This window comes from Arthrobacter sp. ATA002, assembly GCF_026898095.1.
GTDB lineage: Bacteria > Actinomycetota > Actinomycetes > Actinomycetales > Micrococcaceae > Arthrobacter_B.
This window is the reverse complement of sequence record NZ_CP114015.1, coordinates 2,480,208-2,500,596: the sequence shown is the minus strand read 5'-3', so window position 1 is coordinate 2,500,596 and position 20,389 is coordinate 2,480,208. Positions and strand designations below refer to the sequence as shown.

Below are 20,389 nucleotides of genomic sequence, written 5' to 3'. Positions count from 1 at the left end.
CGGATGGGCGCGGAGTTCACGCGGCGCTGAACCGGCGTCCAAAACAAGCTAAAGTGTGACAAAGATTACTTGATGCTTCAACGGGATTGGCGCTTCGCCGGTCCCGCTGTGTAAGAATGTATTTAACAATCGTGCTCCGGGGTCGGTGTAATTCCGAACCGGCGGTTATAGTCCGCGACCCGCACTGCAGCTCCCGAACCAACGGGAAAAGCAGTGTGGTTGAACTGGTGAAATTCCGGTACCGACAGTTAAAGTCTGGATGGGAGAAGCACGTGCAGTTTGTTGAACCGACGGTTAAGCGTCCCCGCAAGCGCGGACGCTGCTGTCGATGCACCGTACTGTCGTACCCCCGGAGCCGCCGCTAAGGGATAGGAACGACATGGATTTTTTGCGGTGGCTCTTTGACGCTCAGGTACCGGTGGGGTCTTCATCCCTGCTGGTCCGAGAGGTCGTAGGCAACATCTTCGGGCTCCTCAGTGCCTTCGGCGGCATGCGCCGAAAAATCTGGGCCTGGCCGGTGGGCATCATCGGCAACCTCCTGCTGCTGACAGTGTTCCTCGGCTCCCTGTTCGGCTCCGCCGAGTCCGCCACCCTGCTGGGACAGGCCGGCCGGCAAATCATGTTCATCGCCGTTGCCGTGTACGGCTGGCGGCGCTGGAAGCAGAGCCAGGACAACGGCGGCGAGGCGGTCACACCGCAGTGGGCCTCCGGCAGACAGCGGCTTGGCCTGGTGGCCGGCCTCCTGATCGGCACCGTCGCCCTGACACCGGTCTTTGCCCGGCTCGGCTCCTACGAGCCCGTGTGGGCCGACGCCTGGACGTTCGTGGGTTCGCTGCTGGCGACGTACGGCATGGCCAAGGGCTGGGTGGAGTTCTGGCTCATCTGGGTGGCGGTCGACGTCGTCGGCGTGCCGCTGCTGTTTAGCACCGGCTACTACGCCACAGCGTTTATGTACCTGTTCTACGGCATCTTCACGCTGATCGGCTTCTTCGTGTGGTGGAAGGCCAAAAACAACGAAAAACCCCGGGTGGACGTGCTGATGCCGGACCCTAGGGTCCGCTGATGGACGGCTATCCGGCTTCGTCCGTGCCGCAGACGCCCACGGACACCCTCACCGAGACCGAAGCCATGATCCGTGCCCTGGACCTGGCCCGCCGCGGCGTGCGGGGAGCCAACCCGCTGGTGGGGGCCGTAATCCTGGGCCCATCCGGGCAGCTGCTCGGCACCGGCTACCACCGCGGCGCCGGCACTCCGCACGCGGAGGCTGATGCGCTGGCCGCCGCCTCCGCAGCCGGCGTGGATGTCGCCGGCGCCACCATGGTGGTGACGCTGGAACCGTGCAACCACACCGGACGGACCGGACCCTGTGCTCAGGCGATCCTGGCGTCCGGAATCTCCCGCGTGGTCTATGCAGCGGCTGACCCAACCGCCGAAGCCGCGGGCGGCGCGGCAGCCCTGGCCGCTGCCGGGGTTCAGGCCCGGGGCGGCCTGCTGGCGCCGGAATCCGAACTCCTGAACCACCGCTGGACCCAAGCCGTACAGGAGCAGCGGCCGTTCGTCACCGTAAAGATCGCCCAGTCCCTGGACGGACGGACCGCCGCCGAGGACGGCACCAGCCAGTGGATCACCGGCAGCGCCGCCCGCACCGACGGGCACACGATCCGTTCCCGGGCGGACGCCGTCGTCGTGGGCACCGGAACCGTACTGGCCGATGATCCGCAGCTGAGCGCACGGGACGAGCTGGGCGGCGCGGCACCCCGGCAGCCGCTGCGGGTCGTCGCCGGCCGGCGCCCGGTTCCCGGCCATGCGGCGATCCGGGGTACCGATGACCGGTTCCTGCAGTTGAAGGAACATGATCCCGCTCTGATCTGCCGCGAACTCTATGCCCGGGGCGTGCGCCACCTGATGGTTGAGGGCGGCGCGACGGTCGCGGGCGCCTTCCTGCGCGCCGGCCTGGCCGATGAACTGGTGGCTTACGTGGCTCCGCTGCTGCTGGGCGCCGGCACCTCCGCCGTCGGCCCGCTTGGCGTGCATACCCTGGCCGACGCCTCCCGCTGGCGCTGGGACGAAACCGGCGGCGGTGCGGTGCGCCGCGAAGGGCAGGACCTGAGGCTGCGGCTCGAACCGCTGCCGGCGGCCGGTGCCGCTCCCAACACCTAATCCGACGTAAGGACTATGAATGTTTACCGGAATTGTCGCTGAACAGGGCAGTGTTGAATCCCTGGAACCGAACACAGCGGACGACTCCGCCGTCCTGGTCATCAGCGCCCCGGCCACGGGGGCCGGCCTGGAGCTGGGCGGGTCCATTGCCGTGAACGGCGTATGCCTCACCGCAACCGCCGTCGACGGTGACCGGATATCGCTGGACGTCATGGGCGAAACCCTGCACCGCACCACCACCGGCGGGCTCCGCCCCGGCGGCACCGTGAACCTGGAGCGCTGCGTGCCGGCCGGCGGCCGGCTGGACGGACACGTCGTCCAGGGGCATGTGGACGGCGTCGGCGAACTGCTTGAGCGCGAGAACCGGGGCAGCTGGGAGCGGCTCCGGTTCGCCGTTCCGCAGCGGCTCGCGCGGTACATTGCCGAAAAAGGATCCATCGCCGTCGACGGTGTGTCGCTCACCGTCACTGAGGTCAGTGACGCAGGCGACCCGGAGCAGTGGTTTGAAGTAGGGCTGATTCCAACGACGCTCGCCGAGACCGGACTGGGTGCGCTGCAGCCCGGGGAGCGGTGAACCTGGAAGTGGACGTGCTGGCCAAATACGCCGAGCGGCTGCTCGCGTTCACCAGCCCGCGGCAACCGGCGCACTCGGCTGAGGGCCAGCCGGAAGGGCGCCGCATGAGCATCCGCCTCGACAGCATCACCGCAGCAGTGGAAGCGGTCGCCGCGGGCCGGCCCGTCGTCGTCGTGGACGATGAGGACCGCGAAAACGAAGGTGACATCATTTTTGCCGCAGAGCACGCCACCGCCGGGCTGATGGGCTGGACGGTCCGCCACACCTCGGGCGTCATCTGCGTGCCGCTGCCCAACTCCTATGCGGACCGGCTGAACCTGCCGCCCATGACCGCGGTTAACGAGGACTCCAAGGGCACGGCGTACACGGTGTCCTGCGATGCGGCGGCAGGCGTCACCACCGGTATCAGCGCCGCCGACCGCGCTGTCACTGCGCGCGTCCTGGCTGATCCCGCCGCTGCGGCGCCGCAGCTCACCCGGCCGGGACATATCTTTCCGCTCCGGGCGCACGACGACGGCGTCCGCGGCCGCCGCGGCCACACCGAGGCGGCGGTCGAGCTGGCCCGGCTGGCCGGCTGCACTCCGGTGGGCGTCATCGCCGAACTCGTCCACGACGAGGGGACCATGATGCGGCTGCCGGCCCTGCGCGGCTTTGCCGATCTCCACGGCGTTCCGCTGATCTCCATCGAGGACCTGGTGGCGTATGTGGAGGCGCGGGACGAATCCGGCGGCGCAGCGGCTTCGGCGGCAGCCGCTGCGGATGTGCGGAACGGGTTTGCTGCCGGAGCCGGCGCCGGCGCCGCCGTGCCGGGGCCGGAAGTCCAGCTGCCCACCGCCTTCGGTGACTTCACCGCCCAGGCCTGGACCGATCCGCGGACCGGCGCCGAACACCTGAGCGTGTCCGCGCCGGGAACGGGGCTGCAGGCGGAGACGGCGGGAATGGGCACCGGTGCTCCGCTGGTGCGGCTGCACTCGGAGTGCCTGACCGGTGACGTGTTCGGCTCCTACCGCTGCGACTGCGGGGAACAGCTGGAGCAGGCGCTGGAACTGATTCACCTGCACGGCGGCACGGTCATTTACCTGCGCGGACATGAGGGACGGGGGATCGGCCTGGCAAACAAACTGCGGGCCTATGCCCTGCAGGAAGCCGGCGCCGACACTGTGGAAGCCAACGAACAGCTGGGACTTCCGGTCGATTCCCGCGAATACCAGGCCGCCGCGGGCATCCTGCACACCCTGGGGCTCAACCGGATCCGGCTGCTAAGCAACAACCCGCTCAAGCGGGACCGCCTGCAGCAGTACGGGATTGATGTGGAAGCCATGGTCCCCTCCGAAGTTCCCGTGCGCGCCGAGAACGAGCGCTACCTGCAGACCAAGCGTGACCGCATGGACCACCATTTGACGCTGCTGCGGACCCAGCCGGTTCACCAAAGCTAGTTCCCCGGACCCGGCGGGTGCTGGCTGCAGCACGGCAGGCCTACCTCCCCGCACCACACCCCATTCACGAACCATCAAGAAGGAGCACACCCCATGAGCGGACACGGCGCACCCGACAATGACGTCAGCAGCATCAAGACCCAGGCCCTGGATATCCGGGTGGCCATTGTGGCCGCAAGCTGGCACACGGAGATTATGGACGGATTGATCGGCGGGGCCCTTCGGGCCGTCGGGGACGCCGGGCTGCGGCCAAAGCTGATTCGGGTTCCCGGCAGCTTTGAGCTGCCCGTGGCTGCCGCGCGGCTGGCACCGCACTTTGACGCGGTGGTGGCGCTCGGCGTCGTCATCCGCGGCGGCACCCCCCACTTCGACTACGTATGCTCCGCAGCGACCACCGGCCTGACCGATGTCAGCGTCCGCACCGGTACGCCAATCGGCTTCGGCGTGCTGACCTGCGACACGGAGCAGCAGGGCCTGGACCGTGCCGGCCTGCCCGGCTCGTCCGAGGACAAGGGGTATGAGGCGGTGGCCGCCGCGGTGAACACCGTGGCAGCCCTGCGCGGCGCCGGGGTCTGAACCCCACGGGTTCCAAGGGCTGCCCCTCAGGAATGCCTGGGGCGGAAAACCGCCACCGGGCAGCGGGCGTGGTTGACGACTTGATGGGCCACAGAGCCGAGATGCAGCCCTTCAAAACCGCCGTACCCGCGCGCGCCGACAACCACGAGGTCCGCTTCCAGGGCCCCGTTGAGTATCGCTGTGGCCGGTGAATGGGCGTGGATGACCTGCCCCGTAGCGGCTGCGCCCCGTCGGCGGCGAACTTCAGCGCCTCGGCGTTCAGCTTGCCGGCGTCGTCCTCAGGCGAAGGTTCAACGGCAATTCCGCCTGCCGCCGTTTCCAGCACTGCCGGATACCATTCAAACGGCGGCTTGTTCCAGGCCGTGATCAGGCGGAGCTGGCCGTGGCGCTGGTGGGCCTCCTCCACGGCCCATTTCAGTGCCAACCGGGAGTCGGGGGAGCCGTCAACGCCAACAACAATCGTGAATGAGCCGCCAGTGGTCATTTGTCCGATACCTTTCATGGGCCTTATCGAGCATCGTAGACCCGTGCCGGTGTGCTGTTCAGGGCCGATGGTGTTTCGGCCGGCCCGGACCCGAAAACGAGCCAAAGGCAGCGGTACGGAAATTGTGGGCCAACGGTCGCGGTGAGGAGACGGAACTGCCGTGGCTTCCGTCAACGCCCGGCGGTCCCGGGGTTGCGGATGCCCAGAAACGCAGTTGCGGCTGCCGTTAGAAACAAGGCGGCCGTGACCACGGCGGTCTGCCGGAATCCGGGGTAGTCCAGCGAGCCGGCGGAAATCGTGCCAACCAGGGCAACGGACACCAGTCCGGCCACCCGGGATACGGCATTGTTGACCGCCGAACCGATCCCTGCGTCCTCCGGCGGGAGCGCGCCCAGAACGGCCGAGGTCAGCGGGGCCACCATGACCGCCAGGCCAAGGCTGAAGAGCAGCAGCCCGGGCAGCAGCTGCGTGAGGAAGTTCAGCGGTTGATGCACCGTGAGCATGAGCAGGAATCCGGCACCGCAAAGCATCGGTCCGGCGGTCATGAACAGGCGCGGGCCGTGGATGCCCGCGAGTTTGCCGAACTGCGCGGAGAGCAGCAGCATGGCCACCGGCAGGGAAGCGCCGCAAATCCGGCCTCCGTGGCGGAGAAACCGCCTGTCTCCTGGAGAAAGACGGTGACGGCAAACGAACCCAGCGAAATTCCGGCGTAGGCGGCGGCGGTCACCAGGTTGCCGAACCGGAAGTTCCGCGCCCGAAAAAGGGACGGCGGCATCATCGGCGCCGGTGTGCGCACTTCGCGGAGGACGAAGAGCCCCAGCGCCAGGATTCCCGTGGCCAGGGGAACGACGACGGCGGGATGGGTCCAGCTGCGCCGGTCCAGTTCGATGAGTGCATAGACCGGACCGGCGAGCCCCGTCATGGCCAGAAGCGCGCCGGGGAGGTCCAGGGCGGTTCTCCGGCGCGCGGAGCTGTCCTGCATTCCGGCCAACAGGAACAGGGTGGCAGCCACCGGCAGCACGTTCACCGCGAAGATCAGCCGCCAGCTGACCAGATCCACCAGGACGCCGCCGAGCAGCGGGCCAATGATTGCGGCCGTTCCGGTCCAGCCTGTCCACCGGCCGATGGCGCGGGACCGCTGCGGCTCCCGGTACGCCGTCGTAATCAAGGCGAGGGAACCCGGTACCAGCAGTGCCGCCGCGGCGCCCTGGACGGCGCGGGCCAGGATCAAAAAGCCCGGGCTCCACGCAACGGAGCAGGCGACCGATGCGGCGGCAAAGCCCAGCAGGCCGATCCGCAGGATTTTCAGCCGTCCGAAGGAATCAGAGAGGGACCCGGCGAGCAGGATCAGGGCGCCGAGGGTCAGCAGGTAGGCGTTGACGGCCCACTGCTGGGTGGACAGTCCTCCGCCCAGGTCGGCACTGACGGCAGGCAGCGCGACCGTGACAATGGAGCCGTCCAGAAACGCGACAAAGGACGCCAGGATGGCTACCGTCAGGATCCGGCCGGGGTTTGCCGGGCTGCCGGCTGCGTCTGCCATCGGGTCGGTCCTCCCTGCCGGAGTTTTGTCCTTCATGCTGGCACCCCGGCGCCCGCCGGGACAGGGTTACTGCGACAGCTGACCTCCGGCGCCTACCTGAGCGCACCGTATCCTTCCAGGAACCCGAGGACGTGGCTGAGATAAGCGATCCCGCCGAGCACAAGGATGACGGCTCCTGCCATCAACCAGTCAGCACGCAGGAGCGGGACCTTGCGCCAGACTGTTCGCGGGGTTAGCCCCAGGCCGCGGGCCTCCAGTGACTGGGCCATCCGCTCGCCTTTGCGCACGGAGACCACGAGCAGGGTATAGGCCGCCCGCCCGTGGGCGGACAGCCCGCCGGGCAGGCTGCCGTCGGGGCGGAGCGGTGCCCGCACGGCGTGTGCCTGCCTGATGGTCTGCCACTCCCGTGGCATTTCCTGCAGCATGCGGTAGCCGGCCAGTACCGCATAGGTAATTCGGGAGCCGAGCCGAGCATGTTGATGCAGGCTTCCCATCAGCGCCACACCGTCGGTGGAAACGATGAAGCCGATGGCGAGAACGCCGATCACCAGCGTCCGCAGGGCCAGGGAACCACCCACCGACAGTCCTTCGACGGTGACCCGCAACGGCCCGGCCTCCCAGAGGACCCGGCCGGGGCGGCTGAGTGCATTGACCACGAGGATCCCCAGACCGAAGGCGAGGAAAGGAACGTGCCCCAGCGCCATGGTTTTGACGGCCAGGCGGGTGGAGGAGCCGATGGCCGCGAGGGCCACGAGATAGAGGGCCGCCGGGGTGACCGGATCGAAAATGAAGACCAGCACCAGCGAGACGACGAACAACAGTGCCAGCTTGACCGTGGGGTTGCGGCGGGCGAGGGTGCCGCCGGCGGTCAGCGGCCAAACAGGTGGGGCGGCGGTCACGCGCCGCGCCTGGTCGGGCGCTGCGCGGGGGCTTCAGCGGACACTGCCGCATCCAACCCGCGCAGGACACAGCGGATTTCAGCTGCCGTATCAAATTCCGCGAGCAGCCAGTCGAGCAGGGGCGGCATCCTGAGCCCGGCCCGCCGCAGGATATCGCGGTCACGCAGCACATCGAAGATGGGTCCGCGGGCAATTACAGTGCGCTCTGCGATGACGATGGCCTGGTCGGCCAGTGCGGCAACGGTGCGGAGGTCGTGGCTGGAGAAGAGAAGGGCGCGTCCGGCCTCCGCCGCCTGCCTGAACGCTGCGGCGGTGGCAATCGTGTCCCTGCGGTCAAGACCGAACGTCGGCTCGTCCGCCAGCAACGAAGGCCGGTTATGGGCCAACATTGCGGCGACGCTAAGGCGGCGCTTTTCGCCGCCGGACAACCGGAAGGGGCTCTGTTCGGCCACGTGTGTGAGCCGGTGCTGTTTCAACAGGTCTGCGAAGAAGCCCTCAGAAGCGTCCGTTCGACCTTGCCGAACCTCATCAGCGACAGTGTGGGCCACAAACTGGTGCTCGGGATTCTGGAATACCATTCCCGGACGCGGCCCAAGCACGCTTCCTCCGGCGGGTGAAAGGAGCCCGGCAAGAGTGAGCAGCAACGATGTTTTTCCCGCCCCATTGGCTCCCAGCAGGGCAGTGATTTCGCCGCGTCTTAGGTCAAAGTTCACGTTCTCGAGGATGGGCGGTTCCGGTCCGGCCATGGTCGGGGTGATGTGCCGGGAACGCCCCCGCTTTTTCCGGTCGGCGCCGCGGGAGACACAGACATTACGCGCGGCCATGACGGTGCCGCCGGCACTGGGCACTTTCGGAGCGCCGCCGTCATTCGCGAAGGCCAAGTCCCGGAGAGCCGATCGGACGCAGGACTCTTCCAAGCCGCCGGTCCGGCCGGTCACCGCGAAAAGTTCCGCCTCCAGGGGCAGCCAGCATCCGTGGGCATTGAGCTGCCGGGCGTTGCTCACCAGCACCTCCGCGGTGGTGCCGTCGGCCAGGACCTGGCCGGCATCCCCGAGCACGACCGCCCGGCCCGGCAGCCCTGCGATTCCGGCGCGGCCGGCATAGTCATCGAGCCGGTGTTCGACCAGCACCACTGCCGGGCCGTAGGCGGCGGTGGCAGCGTCGATCGCCTGCCGCACGGCAGCGAGACCGGATGGATCGAGCATGGAGGTCGGCTCATCGAGCAGCAGGATCGCCGGTTCGGCGATCAGGCTGGCGGCCAGCGCCACGCGCTGGCTCTCTCCGCCGGAAAGCCGGTCCGTCTGCCGGTGCCGCAGGCCGGCCGCATCAACCGCCCTGAGCGCGCGGTCGATGCGCTCCGATATCTGTTCCGGAGGCACGGCACGGTTCTCCAGCGGGAGGGCCAACTCCTGTTCCACGTCGGGAAGGCAGACGCCGGAGGATGGATCCTGGGCAAGGACGCCGACATGGCGCGACAGCTCGACGACGGACGCATCAGTCGTGACGGTCCCTTTCACGGATACGGAGCCCCCGAGCGTGGACAGCACCGTGTGCGGAACCACCCCGGTAATCGCCTGCAGCAGCGTGGACTTGCCGGACCCTGAGGCCCCGAACACGATCAGGTGCTCGCCGGGGTTCAGCCGCAGGGTGACACCGCGCAATACCGCGGTCTTCCTCCGGGGAAACTCGACAGTCACGCCGTCGAGCAACAGGGCCGGTTCAACGGGCATTGATCTTCCCCCAGACGTGCGCGCCCGATCGCAAAGTTATCCACGACGCCGGTCTTCGCCAGGGCGTCGACGATCACTTTCGCCAGCAGCCCGCCGAAAACTACTCCTGAGATCAGGTGGATGACCAGGCGGGTGAGAAACAGATCCTGGCCATACCAGCCGGAGCGGAAAGCCGAGTAGAAGAAGACCAGCCCGGCTCCAAGAAGCCCGGACAGGGCGTATATCATCCAGCCATAGGAACGGTAACGGGTGGCCGCAAACGGGAGTTCGCTGCCGATGCCCTGGATGGCCGCCGCGATGAACAGCAGCGGGCCCACGGCCGAGCCCAGGAACACGACTTCGATGACTGATGCGAGAACTTCGGCGATGACGCCGGCGAATGGACGCTGCACGATGGCAATGGCGATCGGCGCAACCAACAGCCAGGTTCCGGCAAGAAGGTGCTGAGAGAGGTCTCCGAGAGGCCCCATCAGAATTGACAGGCCGGTCCAGGCCTGGACGAAAACCCAGTAGAGAAAACCGAAGACGACGCCGAGGACCACCAGCAGGACGAGGTCCTTAAGACTCCAGGAAGACCGTGCACGGGCAGGGCCAGATGATGTTGACACGTGGATTCCTTCGCGGCCGGCGTCAGGACGCACTGGGGCTGTTGATGGACAGGGTCGCGTGCGTGACGACGTGTTGGACCGAGCGTCCGACCAGGACCCAACCCGCCGCGATGGTCTGCAGGACCTGGGCCAGGTCTCCGTCCAGCCGGGTGATGTAGTGGTCTTCGGTGACGGTTACGCCGGTGGATTTGGCGTGCTCGATGGCAGCGTAGATATCGCGCATGTGATCCGCTGCGGCGCTGCCGGTTCCGCCGTCGGCGAGCGGGTAGATCGCCCAGTCCGCCGTCGCCGATATGCCTGTTATCTCCACATGCGGGATGTCCGAGTACAGTGCTGCGCCGCCCTCTGGTATGTCGCAGGTGACGCCGCCGGGGCAGCCCCGGGACAGATGGACAGCGGCCGACACGTGGGCTCCGCTGCGTCCGGCCGCGGCAATGACTTGGCTCAGGTAGCGCAGCACATCCTGCTCGGCGCCGCTGACGTACGTGCTGACCTTCCCGGTTTGGACTAGGAGTCCGGCGGCGTCGGCTTGCTCCAGCGCTTCCAGAATGACGTCGGCGTAGCTGTCTGCCATGACAGCCAGGGTCAGTCTTGCTCCCACACCGAACTCGCGCGGGGTAGCTGTGAACGGCGTTTCATCCCTGCCGGGGGAGGGGCGGTTCGCAGCCGCGGCGGTAGTGTCAGTTGTTTGCATTTTCGTGCCTTTCTGTTGAATAAACAGGGCACGGGTTTGAGGGTTGCTCCCTGCGCTGGCATGATCCAGATCAGGTTCAACGGTCGAAACTTGAGAAGTTTCCTCTCAGCCCGGCTCACCGGACTCCCGTGTACAAGCCAGCAGCCTACATGAAGGCTGGCCGAAAGAGCGCAGGTAGGACGAAGTTATTCCCGCGGTTGTGCTGGCTGGGCGGCACACCAGGTTCCGGCGGGAGCGGGAGCCCGGCGGTGTCTTCACTTTCGACGCCGATAAGGTTGCAGCATGCCGGGGGCGGGGGTGGGCGTCGAAACGACTGGGTTGGAATTTCCTTGCCCGCCGTGCGACACACGTGGGCCACTGGCGGACAGGTACAGGTATGAGTGATCCTTCATCACCCTGACCGGGCGGATGCATTCCGGGCCCTGTACGAAGCGGTGTACCCGGACCTGCTCCGGTTCGTTCAACGGCGCACAAACACAGCTTTGGCTGAGGACGTCGTGTCGGAGGCGCTCCTCGTTGTCTGGCGCCGATTTGCCGAGGTGCCGCGGAATCAGGACGACGCCCGGGCATGGACGTTTGGCATTACCCGGAACATCATGCTGAACGCCCATCGCGGCGAGCAACGCCGGCAGGCCCTTGGCATTCGTCTCACCGACACAGGCTCCGAGCCTCACAGCAGCTCCCATGAGGATGCGGTGATGAGCCGGGTTGACCTGAGCCGCGCCTGGCACCTTCTCTCTGAACTTCATCAAGAAGCACTCGGCTTGGCAGTCTTCGAAGACCTTTCCGCGGCTCAGGCCGCCGTGGTGCTCGGCATATCGCCGGTCGCGTTCCGGCTCCGCCTGAGCCGGGCGCGGCGTGCCCTGCGTCTGCTTCTGGATCATCTTCCCCCTTCCGCCAACATGTCCGCATCAGCATCGGAAAGGACGGCAACCCCGTGACACGTGACCAGGACATCGACGCACTGCTGCGAACTATGGACGCTTCCAGGGAAGCGCCGCCGGCCCGTGCGGCGCGCTCGCAGGCTGACCTCGAGCGGATTCTCTCCCAAAACCCTGCATCGGCGGCGCCCGCTGCGAAGGGAAACGCCATTCGGGCCCCGGGCAGAAGCCCGGCACGTTCGACCGCCGTCGCCGGGCCATCGTCCTGGGAGGGTTGGTGGCCGCCACGACTGCCGGACTGCTCGTCGTCCCCGCCCTCACAGGCGGTGATCGAGCTTTCGCTACGTGGACCGCGAACCCCGTATCCCTGAGCGGAACGGACCGCGATGACGCCGTCACGGACTGCTTGGACGCGAATGAAAGCACCGGCGACGGCATGTACTCGGATGACCTTGCCGCCGCGGAAGTGGCCGTCGCGGAACGCCGCGGAGCATGGATGACTGTCGTCCTCGCAGGCCCGGGCGGTTTCGAAGCGACATGCATTACGGATGCTTCAGCGCCGTGGTTCGATAAAGGCATGATCGGTTCCATCGGAAAGCTCGGTGCCGAGACCGATCCCGGCCCCCGATCCCTGAAACCGACGCAGCTGGGAACCGGGATGATCATGAACAAACCCATCTCGGTGGCTTCAGGACGCGCCGGCGACGACGTCGTGGGCGTAACGTACACCAGCATTACCGGCGAGGAAGTGACAGCGACCGTATCCAAAGGACAATTCGCATTTTGGCTGCCGGGAGACGAACTCCAAGATGCGTCTGACGGTGGCAGCACCGTGGTGCTGACCTATCGTGACGGAACCACCGGGATCCAGGAACTCAGCTTCTAGGATCACGTGCCCCAATGCCGGCACCGGGCCATAAACGTCTGGAGCTGCTGCGCACGGCCGCCGCGGACCCGTCCACACCGGCGCTGGAACCTGTTCGAGCCGTGCTGGGGGACGGGGCAGGCCTCGTCGCGCAATATGCGGGTATCGCTGTCTATATGACCGAGATGTTTCGCGCCCTCATGCAGGATGCTCAGGCGGTGCGATACCGGCGGCCCCCTGCCGTCAGCATCGGCATCCGTGACCCGCGGCGACACTCGACAAGGGGAGAATTACCCCTGCTCCTGAATGAGCCGCCGATTCCATGTAGCGGCGACAGCGAAACAGGCTGCCCCTGCCAACAGGCCCAGAATCGTGACGAAACGGCCTATTCCAAACTCTTCGAACAATCCCGGTATCAGCAATACTGCAACGGCGCTGAGGAATCCCACACCAAGAATGGAGAAGGCTGCACGGTAGTCATGCTTTCTGTTCATGCACCTCAGCATAGGCACAACCGGAGAAGCCGTGCATTTTCCCGTTGGCAAGCCGGTGATTACTGCGGCAGGGCGGGATGCGAAAGCGGGAGCAGCAACGGGTGGTGGCCGGCGGGTCCTTCACCGGCCCTCAGGAGCGGGGCAGCCGTTGAAAACATGAGCGGGGACAAGGGCTCTTCGGACAGCGGATCCCGTTGGAAGGAAGATGACGAGCGTCCTCGGAGGACTTCCCGAACTATCCTCAGGACATGGAACATGTGCCCCGCGATCCGCCGGGAATGCCTGCCGGCGACGAAGAAGTCCGCGTCAAGGTGCAGCGGCGGACCCTGACCGTTGTTATTGCCAGCCAGATCCTTGGCGGGGCAGGGCTGGCCGCGGGCGTGACGGTCGGTGCGCTGCTGGCCCAGGAGCTGCTGGGTTCGGACGGGCTCGCCGGCCTGCCGGCAGGCCTCTTTACCCTCGGCTCGGCCCTGACTGCCTACCTGGTGGGGCGGGTGACCCAGCGGTCGGGGCGCAGGCTCGGCCTTGGGGCCGGGTTCGCTGCCGGCGGGCTGGGCGCGCTGGGAGTGGTCCTGGCTGCCGTCGTCGGCAGTCCTGCCCTGCTGTTTGCCGCCCTGTTTGTCTACGGGGCAGGCACTGCAACCAATCTCCAGGCCCGCTATGCGGGTACCGATCTGGCGCTTCCGGCCCGGAGGGCAAAGCGATCAGCATCGCGATGGTCTCCACGACGCTGGGCGCGGTGGCCGGCCCGAACCTGGTCACGCCCATGGGCGGACTCGCGGGCGCGCTCGGTATTCCCGCGTTGGCCGGGCCCTTCCTGCTGGCCGGGGCGGCATACCTGGCTGCCGGCGTCGTGCTCCTGGTGTTTCTGCGGCCCGATCCGTTCCTCCTGGCCCGCAGGCTGCGGAAAATGCCGCCGCCGACGACGGCGACGGCGCCGCGTCCGCGGGCGCTGCGGTGCCGGTTACGGAAGCCGGCGCACCGGGGGCCGGAGTGTATGTCGGGGCGGCGGTGATGGTGCTAACCCAGATTGCGATGGTGGCGATCATGACAATGACGCCGGTGCACATGCGGGTCCACCACCACGGCCTGGCCGACGTCGGGCTGGTGATTGGAGTCCACATTGGATCGATGTATCTGCCGTCCCTGGTGACCGGTGCCCTGGTGGACCGGGTGGGCCGCACTCCGATGGCTGCTGCGGCCGGGCTGACCCTGCTGCTGGCCGGCGTTACTGCGGCTCTGGCCCCCGGGGAATCGCTGGGGCTGCTGATTCTTGCGCTGGCGCTGCTGGGGCTCGGTTGGAACTTTGGGCTCATCTCGGGAACGGCACTGGTGGTGGACAACACCGCACCGGACATCCGTCCCCGGGTCCAGGGCAAGATCGATGTCCTGGTGGCCCTTGCCGGTGCCGGGGGCGGAATGCTCTCCGGTGTCGTGATGGCCGGGACAAGCTACGCCGTGCTTGCGCTGGCTGGCGGTGTTTTGGCGCTGCTGCTGCTTCCGGTGCTGCTCTGGGCGCGGCGCGGAGCCGTTGTAGCTGAACCGGGCCGGTAGCCGGCGTTGCTCCCAGCGCGCCTACTCTGGCCCGCCGCTCCCGTCTGCACCACAATGAGGAATCCATCCCAACCGATTCGAAAGGGACACCGTCATGCCCACGAAAATCACGTTCATCTTCGATAACCCCGCCGACCCCGCCGCCTTCGAAACCACGTACAAGAGTATCGAGGACACCGCCAAGCAGTTGCCGAAGCTGCGCCGGTACGAAGCCGGCAAGGTGTGGCCCAAGGAAAACGGCGCACCCACCCCGGCCCACCGGACACTCGATCTGTATTTTGACAGTTACGACGACGCCTCCGCCGCGGTGGCAGCCTCTGCCGGGACTGATCTCATGGGTCAGCTCAGGGCCTCCGGAACACCATTTACGGGGTTGTTTTCCGACATAGACAACGGCTGAGTGCTGGATCGGTGGTGTCAATGCCGGGCATTTAGCCGGGCGGCCTGACGGGCCAGATGCTGCCGCTCGGACAGGTTCGGTGCAGCCAATGCCGCCTCCGCGTACAGCCGGGCCGCTGTTCCGGCCTCGTCGCCGCGCTCGTGCAGGTACGCCAGTGCGGCGGTGTGCCGGGGAGCGCCGGGTCCAGTTTCGCCAGCGCGGCCAGCCCGGCGCGCGGCCCGTCCGCCTCCCCGAGGGCGACGGCGCGGTTCAGCTGCGCGACCGGGCTGCCGGTGAGCCGGACCAGCTCGTCATACCATTCCACGATCTGCGGCCAGTCCGTTTCCGCGGCTGTTAGCGCGTCAGCGTGCAGGGCCGCCACGGCGGCCTGCGCCTGGTATTCGCCCAGCCGGTCCCGGGCCAGGGCCTGCTCCAGGATGCGCACCCCTTCGGAGATCAGGCCGGTGTCCCAGCGGCTGCGGTCCTGCTCGCCCAGCGGCACCAGCCGGCCGGCGTTGTCGATCCTTGCCGGGCGGCGCGCGTGGTGGAGGAGCATCAGGGCCAGCAGCCCCTGGACCTCGGGATGGTCGATGCGGGCGGCCAGCTGCCGGGTGAGTCGGATGGCTTCGGCGGCCAGATCCACGTCGCCCGAGTAGCCCTCATTAAGGACCAGGTACAGGGTGCGCAGCACGGTAGCCACCTCGCCGGGGGAATCAAACCGGACACCGGAGACGGTGCGTTTGGCCCGGCTGATGCGCTGTGCCATCGTCGCTTCCCCTACCAGATAGGCGGCGGCGATCTGCCGGGTAGTCAGCCCGCCAACCGCCCGCAGGGTCAGGGCCACGGCCGACGACGGGGGCAGGGTCGGATGGGCACACAGGAAATACAGCTGCAGCGTGTCATCGGTGCCGCCCGCGCTGCCCGGCGGAGGTTCGGCGTCGACCGTGAGCTCACGGCGGCTCCGGGCGGACTGTGCCCGGGCCATATCCAGGAATTTCCGCCAGGCAGCAGTGACGAGCCAGGCCCTGGGCTCCCGCGGCGGGTTCTCCGGCCAAATCCGCAGGGCTTCGATCAGGGCGTCCTGCACCGCGTCCTCGGCCGCTGCGAAATCCGCTCCGCGGCGGACGAGGACGGCGGTCACCTGCGGGGTGAGGCTCCGCAGCAGGTTTTCGTCCACTGGTTTCTCCTCCACGGGCGTTCCTCGTGGGAGCGCTTACTCCGTGATGGTCATGGGCTGCGCAAGGAACGGGCGCAGCTCGATCCATTCGTGCAGCGGCTTCCTCCTGCCGCCGGGGCAGCGGAGAGTTCTCCGGCGAGTGTGAGGGCGCGGTCATAGTCATCGACGTCGATCACCATCCAGCCGGCGATCAGGTCCTTGGTTTCCGCGAAGGGGCCGTCCGTCACCGGCGGCCGGCCCTCGCCGTCGTACCGCACAAAGGTGCCTTCCGGTGCGACGGCCTGCCCGTCGATGTACTCGCCGCTGGCCTGCAGCCGGTCGGCGAAATCCTGCATGAACTGCATGTGGGCCGAAACCTCATCGGGCGTCCACTGGTCCATCGGCACGTCATTCAGGGGTGCCGGTGCGCCGCGGTAGTGCTTAAGCAGCAAATACTTGGCCATGACGGTCTCCTAGTTCTCCTGCATTGACTGGGTCTCCAGCAACACAGCCATTGTGGCTGCATTCACCCCGTGGACGAAGCAGCGGACGGAATTTCGACAATGCCGGCAACGGGTTCCAAGAATTTGTCTCCGGTACCCCTGTCCATTAGTCCACTAATGGACTACGTTGGTCCCATGTTCACCGGAGAAGGGCCGATCTTCCAGCAGCTCGCTGCGAAGATCGCTGACGACATCGTGGCGGGAAGCTATCCCGAAGAGACCGCGGTACCCTCGGCCACCGACTTCGCCGTGTTTCACCAAATGAACCCCGCCACCGCGAGCAAAGGCGTGAACATGCTCGTTGACCTGGGCGTGCTCTACAAAAACGGGGCATCGGGATGTTTGTCGCAACCGGAGCGCGGAAGATCCTCCTCACCCGCCGGCGCGATGAGTTCCGGAAACAGTACCTGCAGCCGCTTCTTCGGGAAGCTGCGGTCCTCGAGATCCCGGCCGCCGAGCTGCATTCGATGATTGACGACGAACAGGATCCGGCATGACCACTGCAATCGATATCCGCTCCGTGAGCCGGGTCTTCGGCCGCTCCAGGGCGCTGGACGACGTCACGCTCGCCGTGCCGGAAGGTTCCATCTGCGGGCTCCTCGGCAGGAACGGTGCCGGCAAAACGACGATCATGTCGATCCTCGCCGGCCAGGACCGGCCCAGTGCGGGCACGGTGGAAGTGTTCGGGCAGAATCCCTTTGAAAACCGGGCGGCCCTGTCCGGGATCAGCTTCATCCGCGACAACCAGCGGTATCCGGACAGCTACCGGCTGCACCATGTGCTGCGGATTGCCCCCGAGTTCGCGCCGAACTGGAACGCGGACATTGCCGCGGAACTGGTGGAGGATTCCGTATTCCGGGCAGGACCCCGGTCAAGAAGTTCTCCCGGGGACAGCTTTCCTCCGTCGCGATTGTTCTGGCCCTGGCTTCCCGGGCGCCCCTCACGCTGCTGGACGAGCCCTACCTCGGCCTTGACGTCACAGCGAGGGCGCTCTTTCACAACGTTCTTCTCCGTGATTACACGGAACACCCCCGTACCGTCGTCCTCTCCACCCACCTCATCGAGGAATCCGAAGCCCTCTTTGACCGGGTGGCGATCATTGACCGCGGCAGGGTGCGCGTGAACTGCGCCAGTGAAGAAGTTCCAGGCCTTGCCTTCACCGTCAGCGGTTCCGCGGAGGCTGTCGAACGGCTCGCGGAGGGCCGGACGGTCCTGCTTTCGCACGCGGTCGGCACCCTGAAATCAGCCACCATCAGCGGAGCGGCCGACGACGGCTTCCGGGCCCAGGCGCAGGCGCTCGGAGCCAGCGTTTCGCCGGCAACCCTGCCGGATCTCGTCGCCGGGTTCGGAGCCGATGCGCCGGAACCGGTCCACGGCAGGAAAGAGGCACACGCATGAACGCCGTCATCCCGACCGTCAGGATTCACCTGAACCGGCGGACCGAAACCTTTATCGTGCCGCTCGTGATCGCCGCGGTCGTCGCGGTCATCTCCGTGCTGATCGCGCTGATCTTCTGGCGCTCCGGCAGCCAGCCGGGCAGCGCGGAATGGATCCAGGGATCTCAAGCAATCCCGGAATTGTCTACGCCTTGCTGGGATTCTTCGGCTACCTCGGCGTGGCGAGCGTCGGCACCACTTTTCCGTTCGCACTGGCTCTGGGTGCAACCCGGCGGGCCTTCGTTGCCGGGACGCTCATCTGGAACGCGATGACCGCCGCCTACGTGGCCCTGATCCTGGCTGTGCTCACTGCTGTGGAGACCGCCACGAACCACTGGTTCGCCGGCTTCTATATCTTTGACATCTACGTTCTCGGCGGCGGCGACATTTTGCGCCTGCTGCCGATCGTCTTCTTCGGCGTCCTCGCCACCCTCACCATCGGCGGAGTCTTTGCCGCGGCCTGGGTGCGCTTTGGATCGCTCGGCCCCCAGCTCATCGCCGGCGGCGTCGTCCTCGCCCTGGCCGTAGCAGCAATCGTCCTGGTGCCTCAGGCGGCCGCAATCGCCGCCGTCTTCCAGCTCTGGTGGCTTACGGCCGCGGCAGTGGGTGCAGTGGGGCTTTCCGCCGCCGGAACGTGGCTGCTGCTGCGTCCGGCCACGGTGCGCTGACCGGCTTCCGGAAGGAACTGCAAGGCTCGGCGGCGGCGGTCACTCCACGTCGTAGACCCGGTCCGGGTCCCGCTCGAGAATCCGGTCGCGCATTTGAACCTTGAGGACCTCCAAGTGGGCCAGTTCTGCCGCCGTTTTGTCCGGCCTAGCTGTGAGCTCGATGAATTCGTCGGCGACAATGCCGTCGTCGCGGAGCACACAGGTGACCCGGGCATCCCCGGCGCTCAGCTCGAACACATAGCGGGCCAGGGTGTTCCCGCGCTCGGGGTGGGCGAGCTCCGGCAGCACGGCATAACGGTTCCCGGTGACCGCGCGGGTCACCAGCTCGAAGGCGTCCCGCGCGCCGGGACCGCCGAAGGGAGTGCGGACCCGGATGCCGCGGCGCTCGACCCGGCCGCCCGGGGTGCGGGCGGCGAGTTCCGGCAGCGCCCGGCCAAGCGCAGCGAAGGCATGCGCGACACCGCCGGGGAAGCCCGGGCCGTGGTATTTCATACAGTCGTCAAAGGTGAAGTCCAGCCGAACGCCGTCCTCCCATACGGTGAGCGCGCGGCCCGCGTTGGGAACCGGCGTGGGTTCGGGACGTTCGGTGTGTCCGGACGGGATGGAGTCATTGGTCACTATGCGGCCTCGATTTGCTTATTGAGCGGTGTCGGTTGGGTGGAGCCGGCGGATTTCGGCAGAAACAATTCTGCCACTCCACCCTCCCGCTGCCACCGCGGGAACGGGAGACTGATGGGGGCACGCGGTGTGCGGGCCGCGTACACGGCCCGCCCGCTTCGGGTGAGCATGCCGGCACGGACTGCAGCGAAATGAGGATTCACCATGGCCAGCAACATCGCCGGGAAAGTCGTTGTCATCACGGGAGCATCATCGGGAATTGGTGAGGCGGCCGCGACACTGCTCGCACACAGGGGCGCCAAGGTGGTGCTCGGCGCCCGGCGCCGGGACAAGCTGGACCGGATCGTCACGCAGATCCGGGACAACGGCGGCGAAGCGGTCAGCCAAAGCCTGGATGTCACTGTCCAGGCGGAGAACGATGAGATCGTGCAGCTGGCGCAGAAGGCATTCGGTGGCCTGGACGCCGTCTTCCTCAACGCCGGGCTGATGCCCAACAGTCCGCTGTCCGCGCTTAAAACCGACGAGTGGCACCGGATGGTTGCGGTGAATGTCAACGGAGTGCTCAACGGCATTGCCGCAGTACTGCCCACCTTCATTGACCAGAAGTCCGGGCACGTCATTGCCGCCTCCTCCGTCGCCGGGCTCAAGGCCTATCCGGGCGGCGCGGTCTACGGCGGCACCAAGTGGTTCCTGCGCGACTTCATGGAAGTCCTGCGCATGGAGTCAGCCGCCGAGGGAACGAACATCCGCACGGCCACGATCTACCCCGCAGCCATCAACACGGAACTGCTGGACACGATCAGCGACAAGGACACGGCAGAAGGGGCGCAGTCCCTCTATCAGCGGTACGGGATCGCCCCCGGGCGGGTGGCCGACGTCGTCGCGTATGCCCTTGCTCTGCCGCCGGACACCACGGTCAATGAGTTCACGGTCGGACCGGCCAACCAGCCGTGGTAACTGCCGTTGACGCCTTGCCCCGCCACCGGTGAGGCACTGACCTGACTTTTGCCGGCCACCCGCAAGTGCAACAGGTGCTAGACCGCTTACAAGTCCCTTTTCGCCTCCGCCGGACCATTGACACGAGTTTATCCATTCGCTTTACTTATGCGCACGTTCGTCAGTTCACGTCCGACG

Annotated in this window: 23 protein-coding genes, 4 pseudogenes and 2 riboswitches; of the genes and pseudogenes, 16 read left to right on the top strand and 11 right to left on the bottom strand. The window is 66.8% G+C overall.

Annotated elements, in window-relative coordinates:
- Nucleotides 1–128: 128 nt before the first annotated feature.
- Nucleotides 129–275, top strand: a riboswitch (FMN riboswitch).
- Between the two features lie 104 nt (nucleotides 276–379).
- The 5 genes and pseudogenes from pnuC (at nucleotide 380) to ribH (ending at nucleotide 4,746) form a co-directional block, all read left to right on the top strand.
- Nucleotides 380–1,063: a nicotinamide riboside transporter PnuC gene (gene pnuC, locus OL239_RS12445; protein WP_268909217.1), complete on the top strand. Its 684-nt coding sequence runs from the start codon at nucleotides 380–382 to the stop codon at nucleotides 1,061–1,063.
- Entirely contained in the window at nucleotides 1,063–2,160 is a 1,098-nt protein-coding gene (gene ribD / locus OL239_RS12440) for a bifunctional diaminohydroxyphosphoribosylaminopyrimidine deaminase/5-amino-6-(5-phosphoribosylamino)uracil reductase RibD (RefSeq protein WP_268909216.1), read from the top strand. The genes pnuC and ribD overlap by 1 nt, the downstream gene beginning before the upstream one ends.
- A gap of 19 nt (nucleotides 2,161–2,179) precedes the next feature.
- Nucleotides 2,180–2,805, top strand: a pseudogene (locus OL239_RS12435) (riboflavin synthase); the annotation flags it as partial.
- A gap of 33 nt (nucleotides 2,806–2,838) precedes the next feature.
- Complete coding sequence (ribB, locus tag OL239_RS12430; RefSeq protein ID WP_268911756.1) at nucleotides 2,839–4,170, top strand: 3,4-dihydroxy-2-butanone-4-phosphate synthase; 1,332 nt, start codon at nucleotides 2,839–2,841, stop codon at nucleotides 4,168–4,170.
- Nucleotides 4,171–4,263: 93 nt separating this feature from the next.
- Nucleotides 4,264–4,746: a 6,7-dimethyl-8-ribityllumazine synthase gene (ribH, locus tag OL239_RS12425; RefSeq protein WP_268909215.1), complete on the top strand. Its 483-nt coding sequence runs from the start codon at nucleotides 4,264–4,266 to the stop codon at nucleotides 4,744–4,746.
- Nucleotides 4,747–4,772: 26 nt separating this feature from the next.
- Here ribH and OL239_RS12420 read toward each other — a convergent pair whose 3' ends face one another.
- The 8 genes and pseudogenes from OL239_RS12420 to OL239_RS12385 form a co-directional block, all read right to left on the bottom strand.
- A complete protein-coding gene (locus OL239_RS12420) occupies nucleotides 4,773–4,949 on the bottom strand; it encodes a universal stress protein (protein ID WP_268911755.1) in 177 nt (58 codons plus the stop codon).
- 161 nt (nucleotides 4,950–5,110) lie between these two features.
- Nucleotides 5,111–5,230 (bottom strand): annotated as a pseudogene (locus tag OL239_RS12415) (universal stress protein); the annotation flags it as partial.
- A 170-nt stretch (nucleotides 5,231–5,400) separates the two neighbouring features.
- The gene (locus OL239_RS12410; RefSeq protein WP_268909214.1) at nucleotides 5,401–5,835 is read right to left on the bottom strand and encodes a hypothetical protein; all 435 of its coding nucleotides are present in this window, start codon (nucleotides 5,833–5,835) and stop codon (nucleotides 5,401–5,403) included.
- A complete protein-coding gene (locus OL239_RS12405) occupies nucleotides 5,772–6,770 on the bottom strand; it encodes an MFS transporter (RefSeq protein WP_268909213.1) in 999 nt (332 codons plus the stop codon). The genes OL239_RS12410 and OL239_RS12405 overlap by 64 nt, the downstream gene beginning before the upstream one ends.
- A 92-nt stretch (nucleotides 6,771–6,862) precedes the next feature.
- Complete coding sequence (locus OL239_RS12400) at nucleotides 6,863–7,669, bottom strand: energy-coupling factor transporter transmembrane component T family protein (protein WP_268909212.1); 807 nt, start codon at nucleotides 7,667–7,669, stop codon at nucleotides 6,863–6,865.
- Complete coding sequence (locus OL239_RS12395) at nucleotides 7,666–9,399, bottom strand: ABC transporter ATP-binding protein (RefSeq protein WP_268909211.1); 1,734 nt, start codon at nucleotides 9,397–9,399, stop codon at nucleotides 7,666–7,668. Before OL239_RS12395 ends, OL239_RS12400 begins: the two co-directional genes overlap by 4 nt.
- Entirely contained in the window at nucleotides 9,363–10,007 is a 645-nt protein-coding gene (locus tag OL239_RS12390; protein ID WP_268909210.1) for an ECF transporter S component, read from the bottom strand. Before OL239_RS12390 ends, OL239_RS12395 begins: the two co-directional genes overlap by 37 nt.
- 22 nt (nucleotides 10,008–10,029) lie before the next feature.
- On the bottom strand, nucleotides 10,030–10,701 hold the full coding sequence (locus tag OL239_RS12385; RefSeq protein ID WP_268909209.1) for a YkoF family thiamine/hydroxymethylpyrimidine-binding protein: 672 nt from the start codon (nucleotides 10,699–10,701) through the stop codon (nucleotides 10,030–10,032).
- Nucleotides 10,702–10,731: 30 nt separating this feature from the next.
- Nucleotides 10,732–10,841: riboswitch (TPP riboswitch) on the bottom strand.
- A gap of 240 nt (nucleotides 10,842–11,081) precedes the next feature.
- On the opposite strand from OL239_RS12385, the gene OL239_RS12380 reads away from it, so the two are divergent.
- The 5 genes from OL239_RS12380 to OL239_RS12360 all read left to right on the top strand — a co-directional run bounded on the left by OL239_RS12380 (nucleotide 11,082) and on the right by OL239_RS12360 (nucleotide 14,895).
- Nucleotides 11,082–11,642: an RNA polymerase sigma factor gene (locus OL239_RS12380; protein ID WP_329609214.1), complete on the top strand. Its 561-nt coding sequence runs from the start codon at nucleotides 11,082–11,084 to the stop codon at nucleotides 11,640–11,642.
- Between the two features lie 217 nt (nucleotides 11,643–11,859).
- On the top strand, nucleotides 11,860–12,468 hold the full coding sequence (locus OL239_RS12375) for a hypothetical protein (protein WP_268909207.1): 609 nt from the start codon (nucleotides 11,860–11,862) through the stop codon (nucleotides 12,466–12,468).
- Between the two features lie 1,188 nt (nucleotides 12,469–13,656).
- Nucleotides 13,657–13,956, top strand: a complete 300-nt coding sequence (locus OL239_RS12370) for a hypothetical protein (protein WP_268909206.1) — start codon at nucleotides 13,657–13,659, stop codon at nucleotides 13,954–13,956.
- Nucleotides 13,956–14,495: an MFS transporter gene (locus OL239_RS12365; RefSeq protein WP_268909205.1), complete on the top strand. Its 540-nt coding sequence runs from the start codon at nucleotides 13,956–13,958 to the stop codon at nucleotides 14,493–14,495. The genes OL239_RS12370 and OL239_RS12365 overlap by 1 nt, the downstream gene beginning before the upstream one ends.
- A 94-nt stretch (nucleotides 14,496–14,589) precedes the next feature.
- Nucleotides 14,590–14,895, top strand: a complete 306-nt coding sequence (locus tag OL239_RS12360; RefSeq protein ID WP_268909204.1) for an EthD family reductase — start codon at nucleotides 14,590–14,592, stop codon at nucleotides 14,893–14,895.
- A gap of 31 nt (nucleotides 14,896–14,926) precedes the next feature.
- Here OL239_RS12360 and OL239_RS12355 read toward each other — a convergent pair whose 3' ends face one another.
- Both OL239_RS12355 and OL239_RS12350 read right to left on the bottom strand, forming a co-directional pair.
- The gene (locus OL239_RS12355) at nucleotides 14,927–16,066 is read right to left on the bottom strand and encodes an RNA polymerase sigma factor (RefSeq protein WP_329609213.1); all 1,140 of its coding nucleotides are present in this window, start codon (nucleotides 16,064–16,066) and stop codon (nucleotides 14,927–14,929) included.
- Nucleotides 16,067–16,101: 35 nt separating this feature from the next.
- Nucleotides 16,102–16,494 (bottom strand): YciI family protein, encoded by a 393-nt coding sequence (locus OL239_RS12350; RefSeq protein WP_442864140.1) that lies wholly within the window; start codon nucleotides 16,492–16,494, stop codon nucleotides 16,102–16,104.
- A gap of 377 nt (nucleotides 16,495–16,871) precedes the next feature.
- Here OL239_RS12350 and OL239_RS20210 point away from each other — a divergent pair, with 377 nt between their 5' ends.
- From OL239_RS20210 to OL239_RS12330, 5 genes and pseudogenes are all read left to right on the top strand, one after another.
- Nucleotides 16,872–17,030, top strand: coding sequence for a hypothetical protein (locus OL239_RS20210; RefSeq protein WP_442864139.1), 159 nt, complete (start codon nucleotides 16,872–16,874; stop codon nucleotides 17,028–17,030).
- A pseudogene (locus OL239_RS19575) lies at nucleotides 17,027–17,218 on the top strand (ATP-binding cassette domain-containing protein); the annotation flags it as partial. The gene OL239_RS20210 and the pseudogene OL239_RS19575, both read left to right, overlap by 4 nt.
- 125 nt (nucleotides 17,219–17,343) lie before the next feature.
- Nucleotides 17,344–17,529: pseudogene (locus OL239_RS19570) on the top strand (hypothetical protein); the annotation flags it as partial.
- 123 nt (nucleotides 17,530–17,652) lie between these two features.
- Nucleotides 17,653–17,931, top strand: a complete 279-nt coding sequence (locus OL239_RS12335) for a hypothetical protein (protein ID WP_268909202.1) — start codon at nucleotides 17,653–17,655, stop codon at nucleotides 17,929–17,931.
- A 148-nt stretch (nucleotides 17,932–18,079) separates the two neighbouring features.
- Nucleotides 18,080–18,637, top strand: a complete 558-nt coding sequence (locus tag OL239_RS12330; protein ID WP_268909201.1) for a hypothetical protein — start codon at nucleotides 18,080–18,082, stop codon at nucleotides 18,635–18,637.
- Between the two features lie 39 nt (nucleotides 18,638–18,676).
- Here the strand turns inward: OL239_RS12330 and OL239_RS12325 are convergent, their stop codons facing one another.
- Nucleotides 18,677–19,255 (bottom strand): hypothetical protein, encoded by a 579-nt coding sequence (locus OL239_RS12325; RefSeq protein WP_268909200.1) that lies wholly within the window; start codon nucleotides 19,253–19,255, stop codon nucleotides 18,677–18,679.
- Nucleotides 19,256–19,459: 204 nt separating this feature from the next.
- Here OL239_RS12325 and OL239_RS12320 point away from each other — a divergent pair, with 204 nt between their 5' ends.
- Nucleotides 19,460–20,212 (top strand): SDR family oxidoreductase, encoded by a 753-nt coding sequence (locus OL239_RS12320; protein ID WP_268909199.1) that lies wholly within the window; start codon nucleotides 19,460–19,462, stop codon nucleotides 20,210–20,212.
- The last annotated feature ends 177 nt before the right edge of the window (nucleotides 20,213–20,389 follow it).